Source organism: Nostoc sp. CCY 9925, assembly GCF_963920935.1.
Taxonomy (GTDB): Bacteria; Cyanobacteriota; Cyanobacteriia; order Cyanobacteriales; family Nostocaceae; genus Nostoc.
The window spans coordinates 1-25,017 of record NZ_CAWUDO010000104.1 but is presented as its reverse complement, the minus strand read 5'-3'; the positions used below and the strand labels follow the sequence as shown (position 1 = coordinate 25,017).

Here is a 25,017-nt window from a genome sequence, read left to right as displayed (position 1 = left end):
TAACTCAGCCCTGCTGGGTCATTTTGCATAGCTTAGTCTAAACTCCAGTATTAAAACCAGGCCAACCAATGCCTAATGACCATACTTGGTATTGGGAAGTTTGGCAAATAGCACAAACTTTTTTAGACATGCGTTACAACGTTGATGTCATCCAGTTTCACAATGATAAATTCGTTCCCCAAAAAGATTACGCATTTTTCATTGATATTCGTCATCGAATGGAGGCACTTGCACCAAAACTAAATAAAGATTGTATCAAAATTTTTCACGTTGACATTGCGAATATGGTGTTTCGTAATGCAGCTGAATGTAACAGGCTTCTAGAACTCCAACAGCGTCGAGGAATTACCTTAACTCCACAGCGATTTGAAATGCCCAACTTGGGAATTGAATATGCTGATTGTGCTACAGTTTTGGGCAATGATTTCACAGTTGGTACATTCAAATATGCCAACAAACCCATGTATCGTATTCCCATTTCTTCGCCTGTTGTTTATCCCTATCCCGAACAGAAAGATTTTGCAGCCGTCAGAAAAAATTTTCTGTGGTTTGGTGGTAGCGCTTTAGTTCTCAAAGGACTAGATTTAGTTTTAGATGCCTTTGCCCAAATGCCAGAATACCATTTAACGGTTTGTGGCCCAATTAGTAATGACAAAGAATTTGAGAAGGCTTTCTATAAAGAACTCTACGAAACACCAAACATTCATACCTATGGCTGGATTGATGTTAGTAGCCCTGAGTTTACCGAGGTAACAAATAATTGTCTGGGGCTTGTTTATCCTTCGGTTTCTGAGGGACAGTCAGGAGCAGTAATCAGTTGCTTGCAAGGCGGGTTAATTCCGATTTTAAGCTATGAATCTGGTGTGGATGTTCACGATTTTGGTGTGATTTTCGATAACCTTTCCTTGGAAGAAATTAAGGCGAAAGTTAGAAGTATTTCTAATTTGCCTGTAGAAGACCTCAAAGTTAAGTCTCGAAAGGTATGGGAATACGCAAGAACAAATCATACCAAAGAAAAGTTTGCTCAAGCATATCGGAATGCTGTGGAGCAAATGCTTGAAGACCAGAAATCTAAAAAACAGAGTTATTTCATAGAGTCTAGCAAACAATTAGTTAGTACTAATACTAATTACATCTGAAAATGTACTTAATAGCAAATCGTAACAAATTATTAAGTGCAAAATAATTGGGAATTTGTAGCACAACAAACAGTTCTAAAAAGGAGTTTAGTTCATGATTATTATCGATCGCGCCTTACAAGCCAGAGCAGCAGCAAGCAATCCGATTAAAGTTGGGATGATTGGTGCTGGTTTTATGGGTCGAGGAATTGCCAACCAAATTGTCAATTCAGTCCCAGGAATGGAGTTAGTTGCTATCTTTAATCGCAAGATTGATGCAGCTAAACAAGCTTATTCAGAAGCAGGAATTGAAGATATTCAAGTTGTTGCAACTGTCGGCGAATTAGAAGATGCGATCGCCAACGGGAAATATGCAGTCACAGATGACGCTAAGTTACTGTGTCGCGCCCAGAGTATCGATGCACTCATCGAAGTCACAGGTGCAATTGAATTTGGCGCTCAAATCGTCACCGAAGCGATCGCCCATCGCAAACATGTGATTATGATGAATGCCGAACTCGACGGCACTATTGGCCCCATCCTGAAAGTGTATGCCGACAAAGCAGGCGTTATCCTCAGCGCTTGTGATGGCGATCAGCCAGGGGTACAAATGAACCTCTACCGATTTGTCAAAAGCATTGGTTTAACTCCACTATTGTGCGGTAACATTAAAGGACTTCAAGACCCCTATCGCAATCCCACCACCCAGGAAGGATTTGCTAAACGTTGGGGTCAAAAGCCTCACATGGTGGCTAGCTTTGCTGATGGAACCAAAATTTCCTTTGAGCAAGCGATCGTTGCTAATGCCACAGGCATGAAAGTCGCCAAACGAGGAATGCTCGGATATGACTTCACCGGCTACGTTGATGAAATGGCCCAACTATATGATGTCGAACAACTCAAGGAACTGGGCGGTATCGTCGATTATGTAGTCGGAGCCAAACCCGGCCCTGGCGTATATGTATTTGCCACTCACGACGACCCCAAACAACGCCACTATCTCAACTTATACAAATTAGGTGAAGGCCCTCTTTACAGCTTCTATACTCCTTATCACCTCTGTCATTTTGAAGTTCCCCTATCCGTAGCGCGTGTAGTTTTGTTCGGTGATGCCGTCATGTCTCCCCTAGCAGGCCCCTTAGTAGATGTCATCACCACCGCCAAAATCGACCTCAAAGCCGGAGAAACCCTCGACGGCATCGGCTACTACATGACCTACGGACAATGCGAGAATTCCGATATCGTCCAACAGCAAAATCTCCTACCAATCGGTTTAGCCGAAGGATGTCGCCTCAAACGAGACATTTCCAGAGATGAAGTCCTCACATACGACGATGTAGAATTACCCGAAGGCAGACTTTGCGATCGACTACGAGCCGAGCAAAACAGCTATTTCGCCCCAGAGAAAATCTTGGCAGCAGTTGGGTATTAGGGTTTCAGATTTATAGACGCGGGGATGAGGGAGATAGGGAGGTAGGGAGATGCGGAGATAGGGAGATGGGGGAAATAACCAATGGCCCCATGACGCCACTTGCTTCAAGTCGGCAAAGCCGCCCAACGCAGTGGCTCCCCAATGCTCCATGCCCCATACCCCATGCCCAATTCCCTATTTTCTTAGGTACAATTCATGAAAATTGCTCTAGTCCACGATTATTTGACTCAGCGGGGTGGGGCAGAGCGTGTATTTGAACTGCTTTGTAAGCGTTATCCCGAAGCAGACATTTTCACATCTCTGTACGATCCGCAAAAAACTATCGATCTTGGCGATCGCATAGTTAACACAACATTCTTACAAAAGATTCCCTGTGCAGCAAAGTATTTTAGGTCAATGGCACCTTTATACTTTCCTGCTTTTCGTGCCTTAGATTTGCAAGATTACGATTTGATTATTAGTAGTAGCACTAGCTTTGCCAAAGCAGTGCGAAAAAATCCCAATGCTCGACACATTTGCTTTTGTCATAATGTGACTCGTTTCTTATGGGATACGGCAACTTATTTAAAGGAGTATGGAGACTATAAATATTTTGCTCCTTTAATCGAGCAAGTCTTCCAAGTAATGAGAAAGGTAGACTTGAAATATTCACAAGAGCCTGACCTTTATATTGCTAATTCTAGTGTTGTTGCCCGCCGTATTGAAAATATTTATGGCAAACAGGCAATGAGGATTAACTATCCAATTGATACTAGTAAATTTCTTTTTTCTGATATTAAAGATGAATATTATCTTGCCTCTGCTCGAATGATCAGCTATAAGCGTCTTGATGTAATAGTCGAAGCTTTTAATTGGTTAGGCTGGCGGCTATTAATATCTGGTGATGGCCCAGAATTAGAACGGTTAAAATCAAAAGCATTACAAAATATTCAGTTTTTGGGACATGTAAGTGATAAGACACGTAAAGACTTATTTTCTAAAGCTAAGTCCATTATTGTTGCAGCTTTAGAAGACTACGGATTAGTTCCAGTAGAGGCCAATGCTAGCGGCACACCAGTTATTGCCTATGGAGCAGGTGGAGTAATAGATACTCAAATACCTGGTGAAACGGGAGTCTTTTTCAAAAGACAAACACCCGAATCTTTGCAACTTGCATTACTAGAAGCCAAGGAAATTTCTTGGAATTACGATCGCATTCGTAATCATGCAGTGACAAACTTTTCTGAAGATGCATTTTTCAGGAAAGTTGAGCAAATCATTAATCAAGTTTGCAGCGTGCATCTTTAAAAAAATTCAGGAGCAGGACGGCTCCGGTCAGAATTCATAAGTCAGAATAAACTATGTAAATCTTGTAAGTTAACTATTTTAACCTCCTGATTAAATCCAAGATTTACTAAGTTTTAAACAGCGATAAAAATAAATTATTTACTGGTTATATTCTGAATTCTGGATTCTGATTTCTGATTTTATTAATCTCTTAGCGTAAATTCTTGGAAGGATCATAAAAGTGGTTCAAACTAGTCTAAATTCTCATATAACTACAGTTTCGGAAACTGAACCAAGCTATGGACAAATGTTTACCGTCTTGGTGCGGAGATTTCCTTGGTTTTTAGTAGTACTTGTTGGTTCTATTACTATTGGAGGCATAGTAACTTTAAAGACCAAACCAACTTTTAGAAGTTCCATGCAGCTATTAGTAGAACCTAACTATCAAGGTAAAAAAGAAGGAGGTGGAGTAGAAAATCAGTTTACAGACACTAATGTGGTGATAGATACTGCAACCCAGCTTAATTTGATGCAAAGTTCGGGTCTAATCCAAAAAGCAGTTGAGAAACTTGAGTCTGAATATCCAGACATCAGTACAGGTGAAATTAAAGGTTCTTTGGTCTTAACTCAATTAAGAAGCAAAGAAGATAATGTTGCTACTAAAATCTTTCAAGTCGAATACACAGATCGAGATCCAGAAAAAACCCAAAAAGTTTTGGGTGCAATTCGACAAGTTTATGTCGAATACAATAAACAACAACAGAATTCGCGTTTACAAAAGGGTCTGCAAATTATTAGAGAACAGTTAAGTAAAGCCAGTGAAGAAGTTAAAGCAGCTGAGACAAACCTCCAAAGATTTCGCAGAAACCAAAATTTAATCGATCCCGAATCACAGGCTAAAGCAATTGAAACAGCTTTGAATAATATTGCCCAAGAACGGCAGACAACTCGTTCTCAATATGGTGAGGCTTTAGCACGTCAGAAATCTTTAGAAGAACAACTTAATCGTTCTCCACAGAATGCCTTAGTAGCTTCCCGTCTGAGTCAGTCTACTCGCTATCAAGGCTTACTCAACGAAATCCAAAAAACAGAACTGGCGCTAGCACAAGAACGCTTACGCTTTACAGATGCAACTCCTAGCGTGCAAAAGCTCAAAGAACAGCTTCAGAGTCAGAAGGAGTTATTGCAACAAGAAGTAGGAAGAACTTTAGGCGGAAAATCTGCTAGTGCATTCATTTCTGGAGACTCTCTCCTCGAAAAAGGACAACTTGGTGAAATCGATCTCAACCTTGCTAGTCAATTAGTAGAAACGCAAACAAATTTAGTTGCTTTAAGTGCCCGCGACCAAACTTTAGCTAAGAAAGAGAACGAATTACGTTTTGAAATCAAACGCTTTCCACCTTTGTTGGCTTATTACAATCGGATGCTACCGCAGCTACAATTTAGCCGTGAAAGATTAGAGCAGCTTTTAAGGGCAGAACAACAATTACGCCAAGAACTTGCTAAGGGGGGATTTAATTGGGAAGTTGTAGAAGAACCCCAAAAAGGCGCACAATTAGGCCCCAATCTTCAGCAGAATTTGTTATTAGGTGCAGTAGTTGGATTAATGTTAGGAGGAATTGCTGTCTTTATTCGGGAATCGATTGATGATTCAGTCCACACTACTGCTGAGTTAGAAAAGCAAATCCCCCTACCATTGTTAGGAATAACTCCCAAATTACCGCCAGCTAAACCGAGAGAATCAATGATTAAATTGCCTTTTGGCAAGCCAGAAGTTCTCGCGCCTTGGACAATTCAAGTATTGCAATCTCCACCGCGTTGGGAATCGCTGGATCTGATTTACAAAAACATTGAACTTTTAAATGCTGTTTCCAATTTGAAATCTTTGATGGTCACCTCGGCTTTGCCAGATGAGGGTAAATCAGCTTTAGCGTTGGGTTTGGCCATGAGTGCTGCACGTTTACATAAAAGAGTACTGCTAATTGATGCCAATTTGCGCGCTCCTAGTCTGCACGAACAGCTGAATCTTCCCAATGAACAGGGGCTTTCAACTCTACTATCTAGTGATGCAAGTCTACCCAACCAAATTAGTATTCAGTACACAGGTTCAGCCTACATTGATATTTTGACTGCTGGGCCAAAACCTGCTGACCCCGCTAATCTCTTAAGTTCCCCTCGGATGATGGAATTGATGGCAGCATTTGAGGAAAACTACGATTTGGTACTCATAGATGCTTCGCCAGTTCTCGGTATGGTAGATGCCATGCTCACCGCATCATCTTCTCGTAGTGTGGTCATGGTGGCAAGCATTGGTATTGTGACACGAAGCCAACTGACTCAAGCTACAGCCATGCTCAGCAAGTTAAACTTGATTGGAGTTGTAGCAAATGGGGTATCAAACTCTAGCAGTAATTACGTACCTTATGTCAAACAACAGCAATTAGCCTTGCGCCAAGCTGTGGAAAAATAGATTAGGCATTGGGCATTGGTAAGCCACTGCAATATCTACGACAAGTTATATCATGTCCGCTTGATTACTTATTAAACCCAAAGAACCCCACCCCTTAATCCCCTAAGAGCTTGCGGGGCTACCGTGTACACACATCTCTTTAAACAACCAAAATCGTCGTAGATCCCCCTAAATCCCCCTTAAAAAGGGGGACTTTGAGAGGTTTTTGCCCCCCTCTTTTCCAAGGGGGGTTGGGGGGATAAAAAGCCTGTGGCGCAACTCTAGAAGACTTGTGTGTAGACCGTAGGCAAGCTCTTAGGGGAGACAAAGCGCGTGGGGTGCAATGACTGTGGGAATCATAACTAATTATGCGGATATGATATTACGCCTGGGCAGATATCTTTTTAAGTAGGGTAGCACAGCTGTGCTACCCTAAAAATGTATCAAAATATATTAAAATTTAAATTTATTACTATCAGGAAAAATTTCGTAGATTTATGCTATCTTTATCAGTTTCCAGAGAAATCACTGAGTAATTAAAGTCTAAATAAAGAATTGATTTGAGTGATCGCTATTTCTACATAGTCTTATATTCTAGAGATTAAAGCACCTGCAAAAAGTTAGAACACAAGAGTGAACTGGTTTTGTTAAATCTATCGATACAAGAAACACCCCAGCATAATTAAACGTAGATATAGATTCATAGGTAATTTTTCTCTACACTTTTCTACTATCAGTAGTTACTCTAAAAATCCCGATTACCCAAGAATCTAAATCGCAATCTTTCTCGTAATTAAGCATAAGGTTGCAGACCTTAATCTCTACAGTAGCTTTGTTTTAGATAGAGTTGAAATTACTATCTTTAACATAATTACGAATTAGCTTGATAGCCTTTGATAACGCCTCAGCAATTCACTCTTGTATAAACCCAAAGATTTATGACAACTTCAATAATTCCAGCCCTAGAGAATTTCTATGATGTAACCCCGCAAAACCAAGATCTTGGCTCTGGGTACTGCACACTCCTGTGGCGACGGGGTAAACTGTTGGTGAAGCCGCCAGGAGGAGTTAAACTACCATATTTGGCTTCATTAAATAATCAGCGATCGCTAGTAGAATGCTTAAAACATTCTCCTATAAATTTGGTAAGCATAGATGCAAAACTCGGTGAAGGTTTGCTACAGTTTTGGGCAGATGCATGTGAACAAGCTCATAAGCCAATATTCTTACGCATATCCGCTAGCAATAAACAGCTAAAACAAGGTAATCAAACCTGGAAATGGTTACAACGAACCATTGATTGGATTGTTGCTTTTTCATTGCTGTTATTACTCAGCCCAGTTATCCTGGGATTGATTGTATTGATGCAAATTTACTCGCCAGAGTCACTTTTTTGCTATGAATGGCGTGTTGGAGAAAGAGGTAGACTTTTTCGAGCCATGAGATTTTCCAGCACAGTAAATTACAACATCACACCGCTAGGGCGTTGGATGCATAAATACAGCCTCAACAATCTGCCATTGTTATTTAATGTGCTGCGCGGTGACATGAATTTGCTCGGCTCTCGTTCTTGGACTTTGGCAGATGCAATACAACTAATTGAAGAAGAATACAGAATACAGAATACAGAATTCAGAAATTTATCTGTACAGTAATTGATGGTTTTATAGCATCATCCTTCTCTGCGAGAGGCTACGCCAACGGGTAGGGAAAAGGTTAAAGGGTAAAGGGTAAATTTATTCCTTTTTTCCTTCGCCTTTCCCCTCTTCAGTAATGCATCATAACTTCTTACGCGTCAAACTATTGTTAGAAAAATCCATGCTTTTCAAATTCCCTCAATCAATCAGCAATCTGCTGAAAGCTACTAGATTTTGGCAAGACAACTATTTGATATTGCAAGAATTTAGACACTTCCGCAAAATTGCCACTTTAGCTCTGATATTCTCGATTTTAGCGGCAACATTTGAAGGTGTGAGTATTGGTTTCTTGCTTTCATTTTTGCAAAGCTTAACTAGTCCTGACGCTCAACCTGTTCAGACAGGAATAGAATGGTTTGATATTTTGATTTTGGGAACTAAGACATCGGCACTTAATCGTCTGTATCGTATATCTTTATTAATTTTATTAAGTACTTGGTTACGTGCCACCTTTAATTACTTTTCCCAAGTCTATACAGAATTATCTCAACTAAATCTTGCAGATCGCTTACGTAAGCAAATTTTTGAACAGTTGCAAGCCTTATCGCTAAGCTACTTTGCTAAAACTCGTTCTGGGGAATTAATTAACACAATTACCACAGAAATTGAAAGAATAAGACAAGGTTTCAGTGCTGGAGCATTTTTAGTGACGAGAGGACTAACAACTATTGTCTACTTAATATCAATGTTTTTGATATCATGGCAACTAACTTTGATCTCAGCATTACTATTTACACTTTTAGGTGTAGGATTATCTAATTTAAATGCCAGAGTCAGAGAATCAAGTTTTGGCATGACAACTGCTAATGCTAATTTTACATCAACAGCCGTAGAATTTATTAATGGCATTCGCACTGTTCATTCCTGTGGTACTCAAGAATTTGAGCGTCAGCGTTACTACAAAGCTAGCGACAAAGTAGTAAGTACTACAACTAAAGTTGTCTTCACTTGGACACTTGTCAAGCCAATTGCTGAAGGGGTAGCTACTACGGTGTTGGTGGGAATGATTATTTTGGCATTCACTAGCCTGGTTAGTAATGGAACGCTACAAGTTGCTTCTTTACTAACATTTTTCTTTGTGCTATTTCGTTTTATCCCATTCGTTCAAGATATTAATGGCACAAGAGCATTTCTCAGCACTTTACATGGTTCAGCAGACAACATTAAAAACCTCTTAAAAAGCGATGATAAAAATTATTTTCAGAATGGTCATCTTAAATTTAATGGGTTAAAAACTTCAATTAATTTAGTATGTGTAGATTTTGGTTACGACGATAAAACTCTAGTGTTGCATAATGTTACCCTAACCATTGAAAAGGGAAAAATGACAGCATTAGTTGGAGCTTCTGGGGCTGGTAAAACAACCCTTGCTGATTTAATTCCCCGGTTTTATAATGCTACAGAGGGAAATATTTACATTGATGAAATTGATATACGACTATTTGAAATTAACTCTCTACGTTCCCAAATAGCAGTTGTTAGTCAGGATACCTTTATCTTCAATACCACTGTTTGGCAAAACATAGCTTATGGGACTCCAGAAGCTACAAATGCTGAAATTCAAGAAGCTGCTAAATTAGCCAATGCACTAGAATTTATTTTAGAAATGCCCGAAGGTTTTAATACCCAATTAGGAGACAGGGGTGTTAGATTATCTGGAGGACAAAGACAACGAATTGCTATAGCGCGGGCGCTTCTACGGAACCCAGAAATTTTGATTTTAGATGAAGCAACTAGCGCCTTAGATTCTGTATCCGAACGCTTGATTCAAGATTCATTAGAAAAGCTATCTGTTGGTAGAACAGTAATTGCGATCGCTCACCGTCTTTCTACTATTTCTAAAGCAGATAAAGTAGTAGTCCTGGAAGCAGGACGCATAGTAGAACAGGGCAAGTATGAAGAATTATTGGGACGTCAAGGTAAGCTTTGGGAATATCACCAAATGCAATACTATAATTCCTAATTTGTGAATTCGTAATTCGTAATTTCCGGATTACGAATTCACAAACTTACTCAATTATTCTAATTCCATTAAGATTAGACTATTCTCAATACTGCTCGCTTTGTGCATTTTTAACTCGGCATTGGATTTGGGGAAAAGGTTAAAGGTTTTTTCTTTCCCCCTTTCCCCTTAACCGACAAGTATTGAGACTATTCTGACTCCTATTTATAGCTTTAACGAGGAAAAATAAATGATAAATCTAGGCTATCACACTGCTAAAATTCAGGGTAAATTTAATCGTTCCTTATATAAAGCAGCCCTTTCTCAAATTGTCAGCATCCCGATAAAACAAACTCAGCAAGTTCCAATAAGTGTCTATGCCTTCTCATGCGAACGCGATTTGCCCGAACAAGTGGCAAGTATTCGCTCATTCATTCGTCATGTCGGCATTCCAGATACATTCACTGTAATTTCCGATGGTAGCTACACTGATTCTAGTTGTAATTTGCTTCGCCGCATCCATCCTTGCGTTCAGGTAGTACTTTTACAAAACTTCCTGAGAACCGATTTACCTCAATGTGTTCTTGATTATGCCCAGCTGCATCCATTAGGTAAAAAGTTGTCGGCATTAATGTCAATTCCTATTAATGGAACTACGATTTACACCGATTCAGATATTTTATTTTTTCCTGGTGGTGTTGACTTAATTAATTTGAGTAACTCTGACAAAAAATACTCTCTATATCTACCTGATTGTTTTACTTCGCTAGACGAGCGAGTTCTTTATAATGATTCCGAAAAATCAAATCCAGTAAATGCTGGATTTATATTATTTAGTCATGAAATTGACTGGAGTTTTGCTATTGAACGTTTAGGAAATCTTCAAGAATATCCTACTTATTTTACTGAACAAACAATTGTACATTTGACAATGCATCAGAATCATGCTGAACCTTTATGTTCTAAAAAATATGTTCTCAATGTAGAAGATCAGTTCATCTATCCAGATAAATTTGCAAATAAAAATATTGCTCTTAGGCATTATGTAAGTGATGTTAGGCATAAGTTTTGGTTTGATATTGCCAAATAGTTTGATGTAAATAGTTCGTTACTTATATGACTAATAAAGTTAAGAATAAAGCGAGAATTCAGTGGCGAAATATGCCTAAAATAATTAAGAGGTTCCAGCAACATAAAAAACAATTGCATGGGGAGATTTTTGCAGAAAATCTAATTTACCAATGCTCGAATTTTGAGGTAGGTGAGGGCGGAGGTGTTGAAACTTATTTAGCTTCTCTATTTGAGCATCGTTCAGCTGATATTAGCGATCGCGTGATCAAATCGCTCAAGAATGTTGACCAAAGCCAGTTAAAATTATTGCACCTCCACAGCCCAGATTTACTATTGCAGCTTACAGGTGAATGTCCTACAATCTTCAGCGTTCATAATCATGCATTGTATTGTCCTAGTGGTACAAAGTATTTAGCTGGAGAGCGAACAATCTGCGATCGCAACTTTTCTTACTTAGGATGTACCTGGGGTAAATTAGCAGATAAATGTGGTAGCCGTAAACCTTTAAGAACTATCAGAGAAATTCAAGGTACTCAGCGGTTTCTAGATGCTTTAAAAAATATCAAAGTAACTTTTATCGCTAATAGTGAATATGTGCGTCAACAGTTAATTAAAAATGGCATACCAGCCGAGCAAACTGTCACAGTACACTGTGGTATTTCTCTACCGCAAACACCAACTGCACCCCTAAATTTAGAAGTCCACCAAAATCAGAGAATTTTGTTTGTTGGTCGGATTGTTTCTGATAAAGGTTTAGAATGGTTGATTAAAACCTTAATACATACAAAACCGCAAATTCACCTTGATATTGCAGGTGAAGGTTGGGAACGGCCACGGTTAGAAAAGTTAGCAACTACTTTGGGATTAAATAACCGCATTACTTGGCATGGTTGGTGCGATCGCCATAAAATAAATGAACTTTATCAGCAGTGTTTTGCAGTTATTTTTCCCAGTGTTTGGCCTGAACCTGCTGGTCTTGTGACTCTCGAAGCTTATGCTCGTTATCGACCTGTAATTGGTAGTGCAGTCGGAGGAATTCCCGAACATTTACGAGATGGAGAAACGGGTATTCTTGTTCCCAGTAATAACATTAAAAAACTAGCCCAAGCGATTAATCATTTGTCTAGCGATTATCAAAAAAGCCGAGAAATGGGCGAACAAGGTCATGCTTTCTTGATGAGAGAATTTACAATGAATTGTCATGTAAATAATCTCCGAACAATTTATGCAAAAACAATAGCTGAATTTGATTATCCAGGGAAAAAGTTATATAAAACGCCTCAATAAACTAAGAGAGAAAAATATGTCATTGCATCAACAACCATTAGTCAGCGTTATTATTCCTACTTATAATCGACCAGATTATCTTAAGCAAGCGATCGCTAGCGCTGTTCAACAAACTTATCAAAATATTGAAATTATTGTTTCTGATAATTGCAGTCCAGAAAATCCCCAAGGTATTGTCGAATCTTTTGGTGATTCACGCATTCGGTTTTGGCGACACCAGCAAAACGTGGGTATGATTGCTAATCAGCAACACGCCTTCAAAATGGCGCAAGGTAAATACGTTGCTAGCCTTCATGACGATGATATGTGGAATCAAGACTTTTTAGCAAAGCTTGTACCACCATTAGAAGAAAATCCTGGCTTAATTCTTGCTTTTTGCGACCAATATATCATAGATGCAAATGGCAGAATTAATTATATTGGAACAGAAGAAAATACACGCGGTTATCAGAGAGACAAATTAACAGCAGGAATTCATCAACCTTTCTCTAAAATAGGGCTAATAGATAAAAGTATACCCACTGCTGCATCTTGTGTAATTCGCAATCACGTTATTGATTGGGATAGTATTCCCCCAGAAGTTGCTGGGATGTGGGATTTATATTTAACTTATCTTTGCTGTATATCTGGTCGTGGTGCTTACTATTATCCAGAAAGATTAACCCGATATCGTGCTCACGAACAAACTGATACCATGCTCAGTGGTAGTCGAGATGTAGAGGCAAAAATTCGTAAAGCTAAAAGCGAAATGTTTTGTTATCAAGTCTTTATGGAAGACGCTCGTTTACAAGAATTTAGGACACACTTTCAACAAAAATGGTTGGAAGCTAATACTACATTGGGAATTGGTTTACTGCGAAGCGAACAGATAGCCGCAGCACGCCCTTATTTTTGGCAGGCGTTGAAAAAACAAAAATTTAATTTGCGAACTCTAGCGGCACTGACTCTGAGTTTTACTCCGCGAATTTTTGCAAATAAGTTAATAGGGGTATCGAAATAATATATAAACTCTTCTGAAGAGTATATTATTTTTGACGAACCGCCAAGGACGCCAAGGACGCAAAGAAAAGAAGTGTATGAAACTTTGTATTGTTACCCATAAAATTAAAAAAGGTGATGGTCAAGGACGGGTAAACTACGAAGTTGCTCACGAAGCAATTCGTCGTGGTCATCACCTAACATTATTAGCAAGTGAAATCGCTCCAGAATTAGAACATAATAGTCAAGTTAATTGGATTAAAATTCCAGTGAAAGGCTATCCCACCGAATTTGTTCGTAATTTCATCTTTGCCCAAAAAAGTGCAAATTGGTTGCGTCAACATCGCTCAAACATTGATTTAGTTAAAATCAATGGCGCGATTAATATGGCTGCTGCTGATGTGAATGCTGTACATTTTGTGCATAGTTCATGGTTGCGATCGCCAGTTCATATTTCTCGCAATCGCCGAGATTTGTATGGTTTATATCAGTGGCTATTTACTGCTTTTAATGCTCGTTGGGAAAAACAAGCTTTTCAAAAAGCTAAGGTCGTTGTAGCAGTATCGGAAAAGGTAGCCCAGGAATTAATTAACATTACTGTACCCCGTTCTCGCATTCGCGTAATTGTCAATGGAGTAGACCTAGAAGAGTTTACTCCTGGTAAAAGCGATAGACGAAAATTAGGTTTACCAGAAAATGTCACCCTGGCACTCTTCGCCGGAGACATCCGCACACCCAGGAAGAACTTAGATACAGTCCTGCACGCCTTAAGCAAAGTTCCCGATTTACATCTGGTGGTTGTGGGTCACATCGAAGGTAGTCCCTTCCCCCAATTAGCGGCTTCCTTGGGGTTAAACGAACGCGTGCATTTTGTTGGATTTCGCCGTGATATCCCCGAAATTATGCGTGCAGTAGATTTATTTATTTTTCCTTCCCGATACGAAGCTTGCAGCTTGGTATTGTTAGAAGCGCTTGCTTCCGGACTGCCAGTAATTACTGCCACAGCTACCGGGGGTGCAGAGTTAGTAACACCAGAATGCGGCATCGTCTTACCCGACTCAGATGATATCGATGCATTGGCAAGGGTGTTGATGTCCTTAGTGAGTGAACAATCGCTGATGCAACAAATGAGTCAAGCTGCTCGTTCTGTGGCAGAACAACACAGCTGGACTACTATGGCACAAACTTATGTGGATCTATTCGAGGAGTTAAGCAAGAATGCGGAACACAGTTCTCATACCGACTTATCGCCGTCCACAAGACCTCTCACGCTGCCTTTTGGCGCTACAGGAGCAAACTAAACCAGTCGATCAAGTGATAGTGGTTGTCCGCGATACGGATGCAGAAACTTGGGAATTTCTCACCCAATTCCAAGCAGACAATTTGCCATTACAAACTGTGAAAGTCACGCAAACCGGGGTAGTAGCAGCCCTGAATGCCGGACTTGCAGAGGTAAAGGGGGATATTCTTTCCATTACTGATGATGATGCTGCACCCCACCCCGATTGGTTAGAGCGCATTGCCGCTTACTTTACCTGTGACAGTCGCCTTGGCGGTCTTGGTGGGCGTGATTGGATACATCACGGCAACAAAATAGAAGACGACTCCCGCCTTATAGTTGGTAAATTGCAGTGGTTTGGGCGCGCGATCGGCAACCATCATCTGGGAGTAGGAGAACCCCGCGAAGTCGATGTTCTCAAAGGCGTAAACATGAGTTTTCGCAAAGAAGCAATTGGGCAATTGCGCTTTGACGAACGGATGCGAGGTACAGGAGCGCAAGTACACTTTGAAATGGCATTCACACTGGCATTAAAGCGAGCTGGTTGGAAGATAATTTACGATCCTAATGTTGCCGTAGAACACTACCCAGCACAACGTTTTGATGAAGATCGGCGAAACAACTTTAATGAAATTGCCTTAATTAATTTAGTTCATAATGAAACGCTAGTTTTATTAGAACACCTGCCATTTATCTACAGGATTGTATTTTTATTCTGGGCAATATTAGTTGGAACTTGCGATAGTTTTGGCTTAATCCAATGGCTGAGATTTTTACCTAGCCAAGGACATTTGGCAAGTAAAAAATTGTTAGCATCTTGGCGGGGACGTTGGCAAGGATGTAGAGAATTCGTAATTCGTAATTCGTAATTCGTAATTGAATGATTTATAAGCAGATACTTTACAATAGTTTTTCCCAAGAAAACTATTCTCCTGAGGAGCGATCGCCACAAGGTTGGATGGCGATCGCAGGCTTTCTCCTATTAACTGTAGTTTGCTATTTTGCTGGTGCTACTGCTGCATTGCGCCTAATTTATCCGGTGACAGCTTTAATAGTAGCCGTGTTTTTATACTTGCGTCATCCTATTCTTTATATCGGCTTTACCTGGTGGATATGCTTTCTCACACCCTTAGCTACCCGCTTAGTTGATTATCGAGTGGGCTGGGACCCTACCCGTCAAATGCTGATAGCACCGTATTTAGTGGTGTTTGTAACTATAGCAACTTTTTTACGACGCTTTAAAAGCGCCTCTCGTCAAGGGGGTTTGCCGTTTATTTTGGCTTTTATCGGAGTCTTTTACGGCTTTTTAGTAGGTTTAATTTATAACGCACCAGTTCCCGTAGCACGGGGTTTATTAGATTGGCTAGGTCCAATTATTTTTGCTTTTCACTTATTTATTAACTGGCGAGATTATCCCGCCTATCGCCAAAATTTTCAGCGAATATTCCTCTGGTGCGTACTGCTTTTAGGAGCTTATGGCGTATATCAATTCGTTGTTGCTCCTGAGTGGGATAGGTACTGGCTCATAGAATCAAAACTATTCATGAGTGCCGGAAATCCCGTACCTTTTGGAATGCGCGTCTGGAGTACATTGCACTCAGTCGGCCCGTTTGGTTCCGTCATGCAAGCTGGGTTGTTGTTGTTATTTACCAGTTCCGGAAGTTTAATTTTTCCTGCCTCAGCGGTTGGTTACTTATCCTTTTTGTTGACACAAGCGCGTACAAATTGGGGCGGTTGGTTATTAGGAGTAATTATGATTGTGGGTTCAGTCAAAACTCGGATTCAAATGCGCTTAATAAGCATAATTGTGGTAATGGCGGTTTGTGTTGTGCCATTGACAACTATCGAGCCAATTTCTCAGGTTGTATCAGCTCGTTTGGAAACTTTTTCTAATCTGGAAAAAGATAACAGTTTTAAAGATAGATCGGAAAGTTACGACAAAAACCTGAGTCTAGCTCTTTCTAATGCTTTAGGTAACGGATTAGGAAATATCTGGAAGGTCAACGAAAAAACTGGTCAAATCGAAGTAGTAGTAATTGACAGTGGTATTTTAGATATGTTTTTTACCCTTGGTTGGTTTGGAGCTATCTTTTATATGGGTGGATTAATCTTGCTAATTATTAGTGTTAGCAAATATGGTGAAGGTCGTTTTGATAGTTTTATCAGTGCTGCCCGGGCCATTGGTATTAGTTCTGCTACACAACTAGTTATTGGTAGTGGCATGTTGAGTGTAGCAGGTATGATTCTTTGGGGATTTTTAGCTATGGCTATGGCAGGACATAAATATTATCTGCATCAACAAAAATAAAATTTCACACACAGACACAGAGAGCAACAATTGAGAATATTGAAAAACCCTTAATTCTCTCTCTACGTCTCTGCGTGAGACAACACCTTTAATCAACAGGTTAAAATTATGAAAGCAATTATTGTAATGCCACTAGCCGAACAACGAGGCGGCGGTGAAATGATGCTCTGGGATTTGATGCAGCAGGGACGTAATGCTGGCGTAGAGTGGCTAGTGATATTTTTAGAAAACGGCCCGATGGTAGAACAAGTAAAGTCCCTTGGCATTGAGACACGAGTTGTGGAAAGTGGACGCTTACGCCAAATTCACCGTTTTATTGCTGCTGTTTTCCGGATAGCTGCGATCGCCCGCGAGGAACATGCAGATATAATTGTCAATTGGATGTGGATTACGCACATATCTGGAGGCCTCGCGGCGATGTTGGCGGGATTACCTGCTGTGTGGTATCAGCTAGAAGTGCCTAGCGATAAAACTTGGTTAGTACGACTTGCTACTTTAATCCCAGCGCGGGCAATTATTACCCTCTCCCAAGATGGCAAGCAAGCACAAGCCCAGATTTGGCCACACAGACCAACACCCTTGGTTTATCCTGGCGTAGCACTAGACCGATTTCAGCCAGATGCTTTACCTTCTCCTGAACAAGCACGGCGAAAGTTGGGCTTACCTTTGCACGGGCCATTGATTGGAATTGTTGGACGATTGCAACGATGGAAGGGAATGCACGTATTGGTTCAAGCAATGCCCAAAATTTTACAGCAGTATCCCGATGCCCATTGTGTTGTAGTTGGCGGTAAGCACGATTTGGAACCGGATTATGAGGACTTTTTAAAAGCAGAAATCGCCACTTTAGGCTTGAAAGAGCAAGTAATTATGGCTGGGTTACAGCGCAATATTCCAGAATGGGTGCAGGCGATGGATGTATTTGTCCATGCATCCGATAAAGAACCGTTTGGCATTGTGATTATTGAAGCAATGGCTTTGGGAAAACCTGTGATTGCTGGCGATGCAGGGGGACCAACGGAGATTATTACAGATGGGATTAATGGACTATTAACACCTTACGGCGATGCGGATAAATTAGCGATCGCTATTCTCCGTTACCTTGACGAGCAAGAATTTGCCCAAAGTGCCGGAGTCGCTGCTAGGCAACGCGCCCTCGATTTCTCAACGCATAATTATGCTCAAAATTTTATCAACACTGTTCGTTCTGTAATACCAAGCGTTTCTTAGATATACAGCGGTTTTCAGGTAAATGAAGTACACGGGTAGGGGCACAACAATGTTGTGCCCTTACAACGATCTGTACTGTTAAAAGAATTTTAGTACGATTTACTTGTATAAAGATGTCAAAATCAAACTTTTTAACTCATAATTCGCAATAGTTTAAATTGTATCCGGGTCGATATTTAACTCTCGTAATTTTGCTGCCAAACGTTGCGCCTTTTGTTCTGCTTGTTCTAATCTTTGTTCTGTCTGTTCTGCTGTTTCTTCAGGTGTTGGTACTAGTTGCCTATCTGGTGTAAAAAATCGCAATAGTCCCTCATGAATCCCTAAATATAACCCTAACTGTTGACTCCACAAATGTCCTTGCTCATTTAATTGCAGAGGTTGATATTCTCCATCTACTAAATGAAATCCGGCAAATTCTAATGTGTATGGGTCAAACCAAAAATAATCAGGTGTGCGGAAAGTATCTTGATAAATTTCTTTTTTTAAACCTCTATCTGTCTTCGCTGTTGAGTCTGACAAAATTTCTAAAATTAAATTCGGATATTTACCATCTTCTTCCCAGACTACCCAACTCTTACGCGTTTTGCGTTGGGTTCCCAACACTACAAAAAAGTCTGGCCCTCGAAAGTATTCTGATTTGAGTTGGCGCAGACTGTAGTAGATAGTCAGGTTTCCCGCTGCATAAAAATCATTTCTATCTCGCCACAGCCATTCTAGACAGGTCAAAAGTAAAATTATTTGTCGTAGATGCAGTTCGGTTTCCAAAGGAGGTTCATCACTATATAAATCACCAGGGGGAAAAATAACATCAGCAGGGATGCCTTCTTGAGAATCTAATTCTTGAGCTATGGTCATAGAATGGATGGGGCATCAAATATTTCTGGATTTATTTTAGCAGGATTGTAGTTAGCGATCGCTACAATCCACAGTCAAATGTCACTGTTGTCGTGGGGTAAAGCATAAATACTAAATTCCTACAGTATGTTTGATTTATTTAAAAATAGTTTTAAGTAATATTCAGCCTTAGAGCAAAATGAGGACAAGCACACTAAAAATTTATTTTTATAACTGAAAAATTTATTTTCTTTCTCCTTTAAGTAACTTTCACTAATTTATATGTATAATCTATCATTTATGATTAAATTATAAATGTATAATCTATCATTCAACTTTATTTATTATTTACCTCTAGTACTTATTTATTGGTTGGTATTTGGGCAATAAAGTATCTATTTTTAAGACATAAAAAACTACTCACTTAGTAGTCATTTGTTGACGAGATTTGATAAGTTTAATAGGCATAGTCTCTTCTAGACATCGCCTGAGCTTTTGCTACAAAAATGATGAGGCATTATATGAATAGTTAGCACGTTTACGGCACTATCCAATGTCTAAAGAACTATTAAACTCCTTTCAGGAAGCATACAGCAATCTCGAACTGTTTCCGTTAATGGAACGGAACGAAATGGAAAGATTTAGAGTCGAATATGGTGATGATTTGATTGCAGACCTCAACCAATTAGTTGAAGACAGTCCCAATAAAGATGGCAAAATTGTCTTTACAGGACATCGCGGTTGTGGTAAGTCAACTTTGTTGGCTGAATTTAGCAGGCAAATCCAAAATAAGTATTTTGTAGTTCTATTTTCTATTGCTGATAAAATTGAAATGTCGGCAGTCAACCATATTAATATTCTGTTTGCCATTGCAGTGAATTTAATGGCAGAAGCAGAAGCACGCCGAGTTGATATTCCTCAAAGTACTAAGGAAGCTCTTTATAAATGGTTTGCTACCCGCACTCGTACTGAAGAATTAAATTTACAGATAGAGGCTGAAATAGGTTTCGACCTGCTCAAATTGATTAGCTCTAAATTAAAAGCTGATGCTAGCGTCCGCGATGAGATTAAACAAGAGTTTGAACGCAAAATTTCAGATTTAGTCGCTAGAATTAACGAAATTGCAGCTTTGATTCAGGCTGCTACTAAACAAGATGTTTTAGTGATTATAGACGACCTAGATAAACTCGATTTAGGCAGAGTCAACGAAATTTATAAAGATAATATTAAAGCTCTGTGTCAACCTAATTTTAGGATTATCTACACAATACCCATCGCAGTTCTGCGAGAAACATTTATCAGCACAATAATTGCTACAGAAACTAATGACCAAATTGTAGCAATGCCCGTCCTAAAAATCTTTGAAAAAGGTAAAAATCGCCTTCCTAATGCTCAACCGCGTCCCGAAGCAACAAAGATTCTCGGTGAAGTTTTACGCAAGCGAATTGCCAGTGAATTAATAACACCCGAAACCGCTAAAAAAATTGTCATTTACAGTGGCGGCGTCTTACGAGAGTTAATTCGTATTTCTAAAGAGTGTTGCCGTATTTGTTTGCGGATGATTCGACGAAACCCCAATGCCAAAGTTGTCATTGACGATAAAATTCTCGCCCAAGCAATCAATAAAATTCGCAATGACTTTTCCATACGTTTAGGAAAAGTAGATATAGATATTTTGCAGAGTGTTTATGAACAATTCATGCCCAACGATCCTAAACAAGCTGAGTTTTTAGATTTGCTACATGGTTTATACGTTCTAGAATATCGTACTGAAGAAACATGGTACGATGTTCATCCAATTATTATAGAAAGTTTGAAAAGACAGGGAGCTATTAATGTTCAATGAAGATTTTTTAAATGATGAGGGAGAAAATCAAGATGCGTATGATGATTTAATTGTTTCTATTGAAGCCCAAAACCAGGGATTAAATCTACTAATTGCAGTTTGTGACGATCCTAATTTTCGTGATGAAATCATTGCTCAATACGAAGCAGAACTTGAACCTAATTTTCGTGCATATCGAGTGATTCTAGCACGTCATGAACCGAGTTTAAAAGCTGCTCTCAATCAACTGGTAGAACAAGAAGAATATCTCCGTCAGCGTCAGCCGGCGGTAATTACTGTAACGGGTGCTGAACAACTTTATTTTCTCAGATTAGGAAAAGAGCAATCAGAACAGGAGAAATTTTTTGGTTACTTACAGTGGACAAGGGAAGGATTGCGCGAGTTTCCTTTTGCAATTGTCCTTTGGGTAACAAATCAAATTTTAATCAATTTGATCAAAAAAGCTCCTGATTTTTGGAGTTGGCGCAACGGTGTATTTCGGTTTGTATCTAAAAAAACCAATGCTATTGCTGGTAAAGAATTAGAACCTATCCGCTTTGTTTTTCGAGACACGGAATTAGCTAGCACAGATACTAATGAAAATAATACTTTTTTCTTGCCTATCCAAGATTTACAAAGGCTAATTGATAATATCGAACAGGAACGAGGAACGAAAGACCCCACCTTAGCTACTTTATATTCAAGATTAGGTGATATTTATCGCAGCAGATTAGAACGCGGTGAATCTCAAAATTATCAAGAAGAACAAGAACTAGCAATCAAGTATTGGCGTCAAGCGATTGAATTGCAAAATGAATTAGGTTTGCAAATAGATTTAGCTGTTAACTTCAGCAATTTAGCAGGATTATATCGTGCAACAGGACGCTACAGTGAAGCAGAACCACTATATCAACAAGCTTTGCAATTAAGAAAACGCTTGTTGGGAGAAAATCATCCTGCTTACGCTACTAGTCTGAACAATTTGGCAGGAATTTACAAATCTACGGGACAATATAGCAAAGCAGAACTTCTCTATCAACAAGCTTTGGAATTAAGAAAACGTTTATTGGGAGAAAATCATGCTGATGTTGTCGCTAGTCTGAATAATTTGGCATTATTATATGATGAACAAGGACGTTATCATGAGGCAGAACCTTTGTATCTGCGCTCCTTAGAAATTGCTACAAGTTTGCTAGGCGAAAATCATCCTTCTTTTGCTCTGATATTGAATAATTTAGCGCTACTTTATTACCATCAAGGACGCTACACTGAAGCTGAACCTTTGTCGCAACAAGCAATAGAGTTAGATAAGCAATTTTTGGGTGAAGAAAATCCTGATGTGGCGACAGATTTGCACAACTTAGGTTTAATCTACCGCGCTCAAGGACGCTACAATGAGGCGGAATCTTTGTTTTTACAATCTCTGGAAGTGAAGCAGCGTGTATTACAAAAGGCGCATCCACTTTTAACAGATACTATCTATGCTTTGGGTTATTTATATAGAGAACAGGGACGCTACAACGAGGCGGAACCTTTATGTATACAAGCTTTGGAACTTGATAAGCTTTTGTTGGGAGGAAATCATCCTAATGTTGCCGAAAGTCTGAATAATTTAGCGGAAATTTATCGGGTGACGGGGCGTTTTAGTGAAGCAGAATCTCTTTATTTGGAAGCTTTAGGAATTTGTGAGCGAGTTTGGGGTGTTGAGCATGTTCGGTGTATGGCTGTGCAGGAGAATTTAGAAAAAGTTAGGGTGGAAATGGGGAGGAATTAATAATTCCATACGATACCGCTCCTCATCTGCCTCTAATTTCAGCAGTTCCCGATTATTTTCGCAATAGTTAATAGCCTCGTAAATAGCTGCCAAGGGTAAGTCCCAGTTTTCTGCTGCTTGTTCGGCTGACATTTTATTGGCAATCATATCTTGCCAAACGGTTGAGACAAGCAGCTTACGCCCTTTACTTGTCAGTTTAAAAACGCAGGGTAAGCGCATCTCAAACGCTATTGACAAGCGGGTTTAGAGATATCATCATACGATGATGGCCTTTCTCTATCCGTTCATCATAACTATGAATAATACTGTCAAACCGTTGAGATAAGTGTTGCTCAAACCAATCTTTCACTTGCCTATGAAGGGTAGGATGATTTCCCTTTAGTGCTAAAACGTTATTACCTTTCTTTTTCTTTGTACCTTTGCGCCTTTGCGCCTTTGCGTGAGACTAATTCATATTTCCACTCAGCAACGCCAGCGTTTGAGGAACGAAACCCAGCACCGAGATCCTGTTGTTTATTGAATTCAGGGAGTCGTTCATTGAATTCAGGGAGTTGTTTATTGAATTCGGATAGTCGTTTATTGAATTCGGGCAGTCGTTCATTGAATTCGGATAGTCGTTTATTGAATTCGGATAGTCGTTTATTGAATTCGGGCAGTCGTTTATTGAATTCGGGCAGTCGTTTATTGAATTCGGGCAGTCGTTTATTGAATTCGGGTAGTCGTTTATTGAATTCGGGTAGTAAGGATCTGGTGCGTTACCCTGTCGCTAACGCACCCTACTGGCGCAGCAAGGCTAAAACGTTGCAATAAATTTTTTTGTGGTGTGGGCATCTTGCCCGCACCGGGCGGGCGAGACGCCCATCCCACAAGAGTTTGTTAATCCACTATTTTAAGCTTGCCATGCTACTACGTATCTTTTCAAAAATCAAATAGTAGTCCTATATATATGAATCAGTGGTACAAAGAAGACCTGGCTTTTATTCATGATGTCGGTTTCCGTGACTATGCTCTTAAGTCTGCTCCCGGCATACTAAAGATCCTGGCTGAAAACAAAATATCTCATGGATTAGTTGTTGATTTAGGTTGCGGTAGCGGCTTATGGGCGCAAGAACTTATCAAAGCTAATTATTATGTTTTGGGAGTCGATATTTCTGAGTCGATGATTAATATTGCCCGAAGTAGAGTCCCAAATGCTGAGTTTCGCATCGAATCGCTATTTAAAACTGAGATTCCGCCGTGCAATGCTGTGACATCCATTAGTGAATGTCTCAGCTATGTATTTGACGAAGATAGCAACCTTGTTCAGCTGTTCCACCGCATATATAATGCCTTAACTCCTGGGGGTGTATTCATCTTCGATATTTCACAGACGGGACAAGTTACACCAGGAACCACAACCAAAGGGTTCACTGAAGGAAAAGATTGGATAGTACTCGTTGAAAAGTACGAGGATGCAGAACAAAAAACTTTAACTCGTCGAATTATCACCTTTCGCAAAGTAGGCGAATATTATAGACGAGATGATGAAGTACACCAACAGAGGTTATACGAGACAGCAACTATTACAAATCAACTCCAGCAGGTAGGCTTCGAGGTGCAAACCAGCCGTAGTTATGGTGAATATGAACTATCGCCTGGTCATGCGGTGTTTATTGCACGTAAAGAAAAGAAGACGCGATAAATCGCCGTCTCTACAAGGGATTGATTATTGTAGAGACGGCGATTTATCGCGTCTCTTACCTTAACCGAACAGTATTGAACGACAATTAACTTAATATTATTTATTAGGTTGAGCAACACGCGCTTCAATATCTTCTAAAGTTTGTAACAATAAACGCCTTGCTTGCAATTGCCAACCCCATTTCTGAATTCTGTAAGCTGATGCAGTCCCAGCTACGGCGGCTAACAAGCCTATGGGTTGATTTAAAGAAATTCCCAGCAACAAACCTAACCCAGCAATTCCCCAAAATGGTAAGGCTACAGTTTGTCTTTGTTCTTCGACAAGTTGAGTAATTATATTAGATTTATTTGTAGCTAATAATGCTTCTTTAACTTGCCGCTGTTCGGCTGCCGATACTGATAAACCTATTTTACGGCGTAGTTTTTCCATTTTACGAGCATCAGTACTGTACTCAGTTAGCTCATCTTCTGCCATGAGCAGCAGTCTTTTTAGTTGCGCCATTGTGGATTGTATCTAGTATTGCGATACAGCCATTATCTCGAATAATTGTTATTTTTGGACTTTAAGACCTGCCTTAAAAATAGGGACCGGGGATTGGGGACTGGGGAAGAAATATTTTCATTCCTTCGTTATGAACCGTGTTCATGGAGTCTCTTGCATAAATCACAAATAGGAACCCCACCCCTTAATCCCCTCCCCTTGCTAAGGCTACCGTGTACACACATCTCTTTAAACAACCAAAATCGTCGTAGATCCCCCTAAATCCCCCTTAAAAAGGGGGACTTTGAGAGGTTTTTGCCCCCCTTTTCCAAGGGGGGTTGGGGGGATCAAAAGCCTGTGGCGCAA

Annotated in this window: 19 protein-coding genes; 16 read left to right on the top strand and 3 right to left on the bottom strand. The window is 39.8% G+C overall.

What is annotated here, in order from left to right; genetic code table 11:
* The first annotated feature begins 68 nt into the window (after positions 1-68).
* From ACM0OY_RS32900 to ACM0OY_RS32840, 13 genes are all read left to right on the top strand, one after another.
* Positions 69-1,139 carry a glycosyltransferase gene (locus ACM0OY_RS32900; RefSeq protein WP_414572964.1) on the top strand — a complete coding sequence of 357 codons (1,071 nt, stop codon included), beginning with the start codon at positions 69-71 and terminating at the stop codon, positions 1,137-1,139.
* A gap of 94 nt (positions 1,140-1,233) precedes the next feature.
* Positions 1,234-2,550, top strand: coding sequence for an NAD(P)H-dependent oxidoreductase (locus ACM0OY_RS32895; protein WP_414572963.1), 1,317 nt, complete (start codon positions 1,234-1,236; stop codon positions 2,548-2,550).
* A gap of 195 nt (positions 2,551-2,745) precedes the next feature.
* A complete protein-coding gene (locus tag ACM0OY_RS32890; RefSeq protein WP_414572962.1) occupies positions 2,746-3,837 on the top strand; it encodes a glycosyltransferase in 1,092 nt (363 codons plus the stop codon).
* Between the two features lie 220 nt (positions 3,838-4,057).
* Positions 4,058-6,286 (top strand): GumC family protein, encoded by a 2,229-nt coding sequence (locus ACM0OY_RS32885; RefSeq protein ID WP_414572961.1) that lies wholly within the window; start codon positions 4,058-4,060, stop codon positions 6,284-6,286.
* Between the two features lie 917 nt (positions 6,287-7,203).
* Positions 7,204-7,920, top strand: a complete 717-nt coding sequence (gene hepC / locus ACM0OY_RS32880) for a heterocyst development glycosyltransferase HepC (RefSeq protein ID WP_414572960.1) — start codon at positions 7,204-7,206, stop codon at positions 7,918-7,920.
* A gap of 163 nt (positions 7,921-8,083) precedes the next feature.
* Positions 8,084-9,925, top strand: a complete 1,842-nt coding sequence (gene hepA, locus ACM0OY_RS32875; RefSeq protein WP_414572959.1) for a heterocyst formation ABC transporter subunit HepA — start codon at positions 8,084-8,086, stop codon at positions 9,923-9,925.
* 229 nt (positions 9,926-10,154) lie between these two features.
* On the top strand, positions 10,155-10,994 hold the full coding sequence (locus tag ACM0OY_RS32870; RefSeq protein ID WP_414572958.1) for a hypothetical protein: 840 nt from the start codon (positions 10,155-10,157) through the stop codon (positions 10,992-10,994).
* 26 nt (positions 10,995-11,020) lie between these two features.
* Positions 11,021-12,262, top strand: a complete 1,242-nt coding sequence (locus tag ACM0OY_RS32865) for a glycosyltransferase family 4 protein (protein WP_414572957.1) — start codon at positions 11,021-11,023, stop codon at positions 12,260-12,262.
* A gap of 16 nt (positions 12,263-12,278) precedes the next feature.
* Complete coding sequence (locus tag ACM0OY_RS32860) at positions 12,279-13,262, top strand: glycosyltransferase family 2 protein (protein WP_414572956.1); 984 nt, start codon at positions 12,279-12,281, stop codon at positions 13,260-13,262.
* A 76-nt stretch (positions 13,263-13,338) separates the two neighbouring features.
* Entirely contained in the window at positions 13,339-14,541 is a 1,203-nt protein-coding gene (locus ACM0OY_RS32855; protein ID WP_414572965.1) for a glycosyltransferase family 4 protein, read from the top strand.
* Entirely contained in the window at positions 14,459-15,388 is a 930-nt protein-coding gene (locus ACM0OY_RS32850) for a glycosyltransferase family 2 protein (protein ID WP_414572955.1), read from the top strand. Before ACM0OY_RS32855 ends, ACM0OY_RS32850 begins: the two co-directional genes overlap by 83 nt.
* Positions 15,389-15,399: 11 nt before the next feature.
* The gene (locus ACM0OY_RS32845; RefSeq protein WP_414572954.1) at positions 15,400-16,827 is read left to right on the top strand and encodes an O-antigen ligase family protein; all 1,428 of its coding nucleotides are present in this window, start codon (positions 15,400-15,402) and stop codon (positions 16,825-16,827) included.
* A 108-nt stretch (positions 16,828-16,935) separates the two neighbouring features.
* Positions 16,936-18,057 (top strand): glycosyltransferase family 4 protein, encoded by a 1,122-nt coding sequence (locus ACM0OY_RS32840; protein ID WP_414572953.1) that lies wholly within the window; start codon positions 16,936-16,938, stop codon positions 18,055-18,057.
* A 153-nt stretch (positions 18,058-18,210) separates the two neighbouring features.
* Here ACM0OY_RS32840 and ACM0OY_RS32835 read toward each other — a convergent pair whose 3' ends face one another.
* Positions 18,211-18,912, bottom strand: coding sequence for a Uma2 family endonuclease (locus tag ACM0OY_RS32835; RefSeq protein ID WP_414572952.1), 702 nt, complete (start codon positions 18,910-18,912; stop codon positions 18,211-18,213).
* Positions 18,913-19,444: 532 nt separating this feature from the next.
* On the opposite strand from ACM0OY_RS32835, the gene ACM0OY_RS32830 reads away from it, so the two are divergent.
* On the top strand, positions 19,445-20,737 hold the full coding sequence (locus ACM0OY_RS32830) for an ATP-binding protein (protein ID WP_414572951.1): 1,293 nt from the start codon (positions 19,445-19,447) through the stop codon (positions 20,735-20,737).
* Positions 20,727-22,490, top strand: a complete 1,764-nt coding sequence (locus ACM0OY_RS32825; protein ID WP_414572950.1) for a tetratricopeptide repeat protein — start codon at positions 20,727-20,729, stop codon at positions 22,488-22,490. Before ACM0OY_RS32830 ends, ACM0OY_RS32825 begins: the two co-directional genes overlap by 11 nt.
* Here the strand turns inward: ACM0OY_RS32825 and ACM0OY_RS32820 are convergent.
* Positions 22,455-22,637 carry a hypothetical protein gene (locus ACM0OY_RS32820; RefSeq protein ID WP_414572949.1) on the bottom strand — a complete coding sequence of 61 codons (183 nt, stop codon included), beginning with the start codon at positions 22,635-22,637 and terminating at the stop codon, positions 22,455-22,457. The genes ACM0OY_RS32825 and ACM0OY_RS32820 overlap by 36 nt on opposite strands.
* A gap of 799 nt (positions 22,638-23,436) precedes the next feature.
* Between ACM0OY_RS32820 and ACM0OY_RS32815 the strand changes: the two genes are divergently transcribed.
* On the top strand, positions 23,437-24,171 hold the full coding sequence (locus ACM0OY_RS32815) for a class I SAM-dependent DNA methyltransferase (RefSeq protein WP_414572948.1): 735 nt from the start codon (positions 23,437-23,439) through the stop codon (positions 24,169-24,171).
* A gap of 96 nt (positions 24,172-24,267) precedes the next feature.
* Here the strand turns inward: ACM0OY_RS32815 and ACM0OY_RS32810 are convergent, their stop codons facing one another.
* Entirely contained in the window at positions 24,268-24,672 is a 405-nt protein-coding gene (locus tag ACM0OY_RS32810; protein WP_414572947.1) for a hypothetical protein, read from the bottom strand.
* Positions 24,673-25,017: the final 345 nt, after the last annotated feature.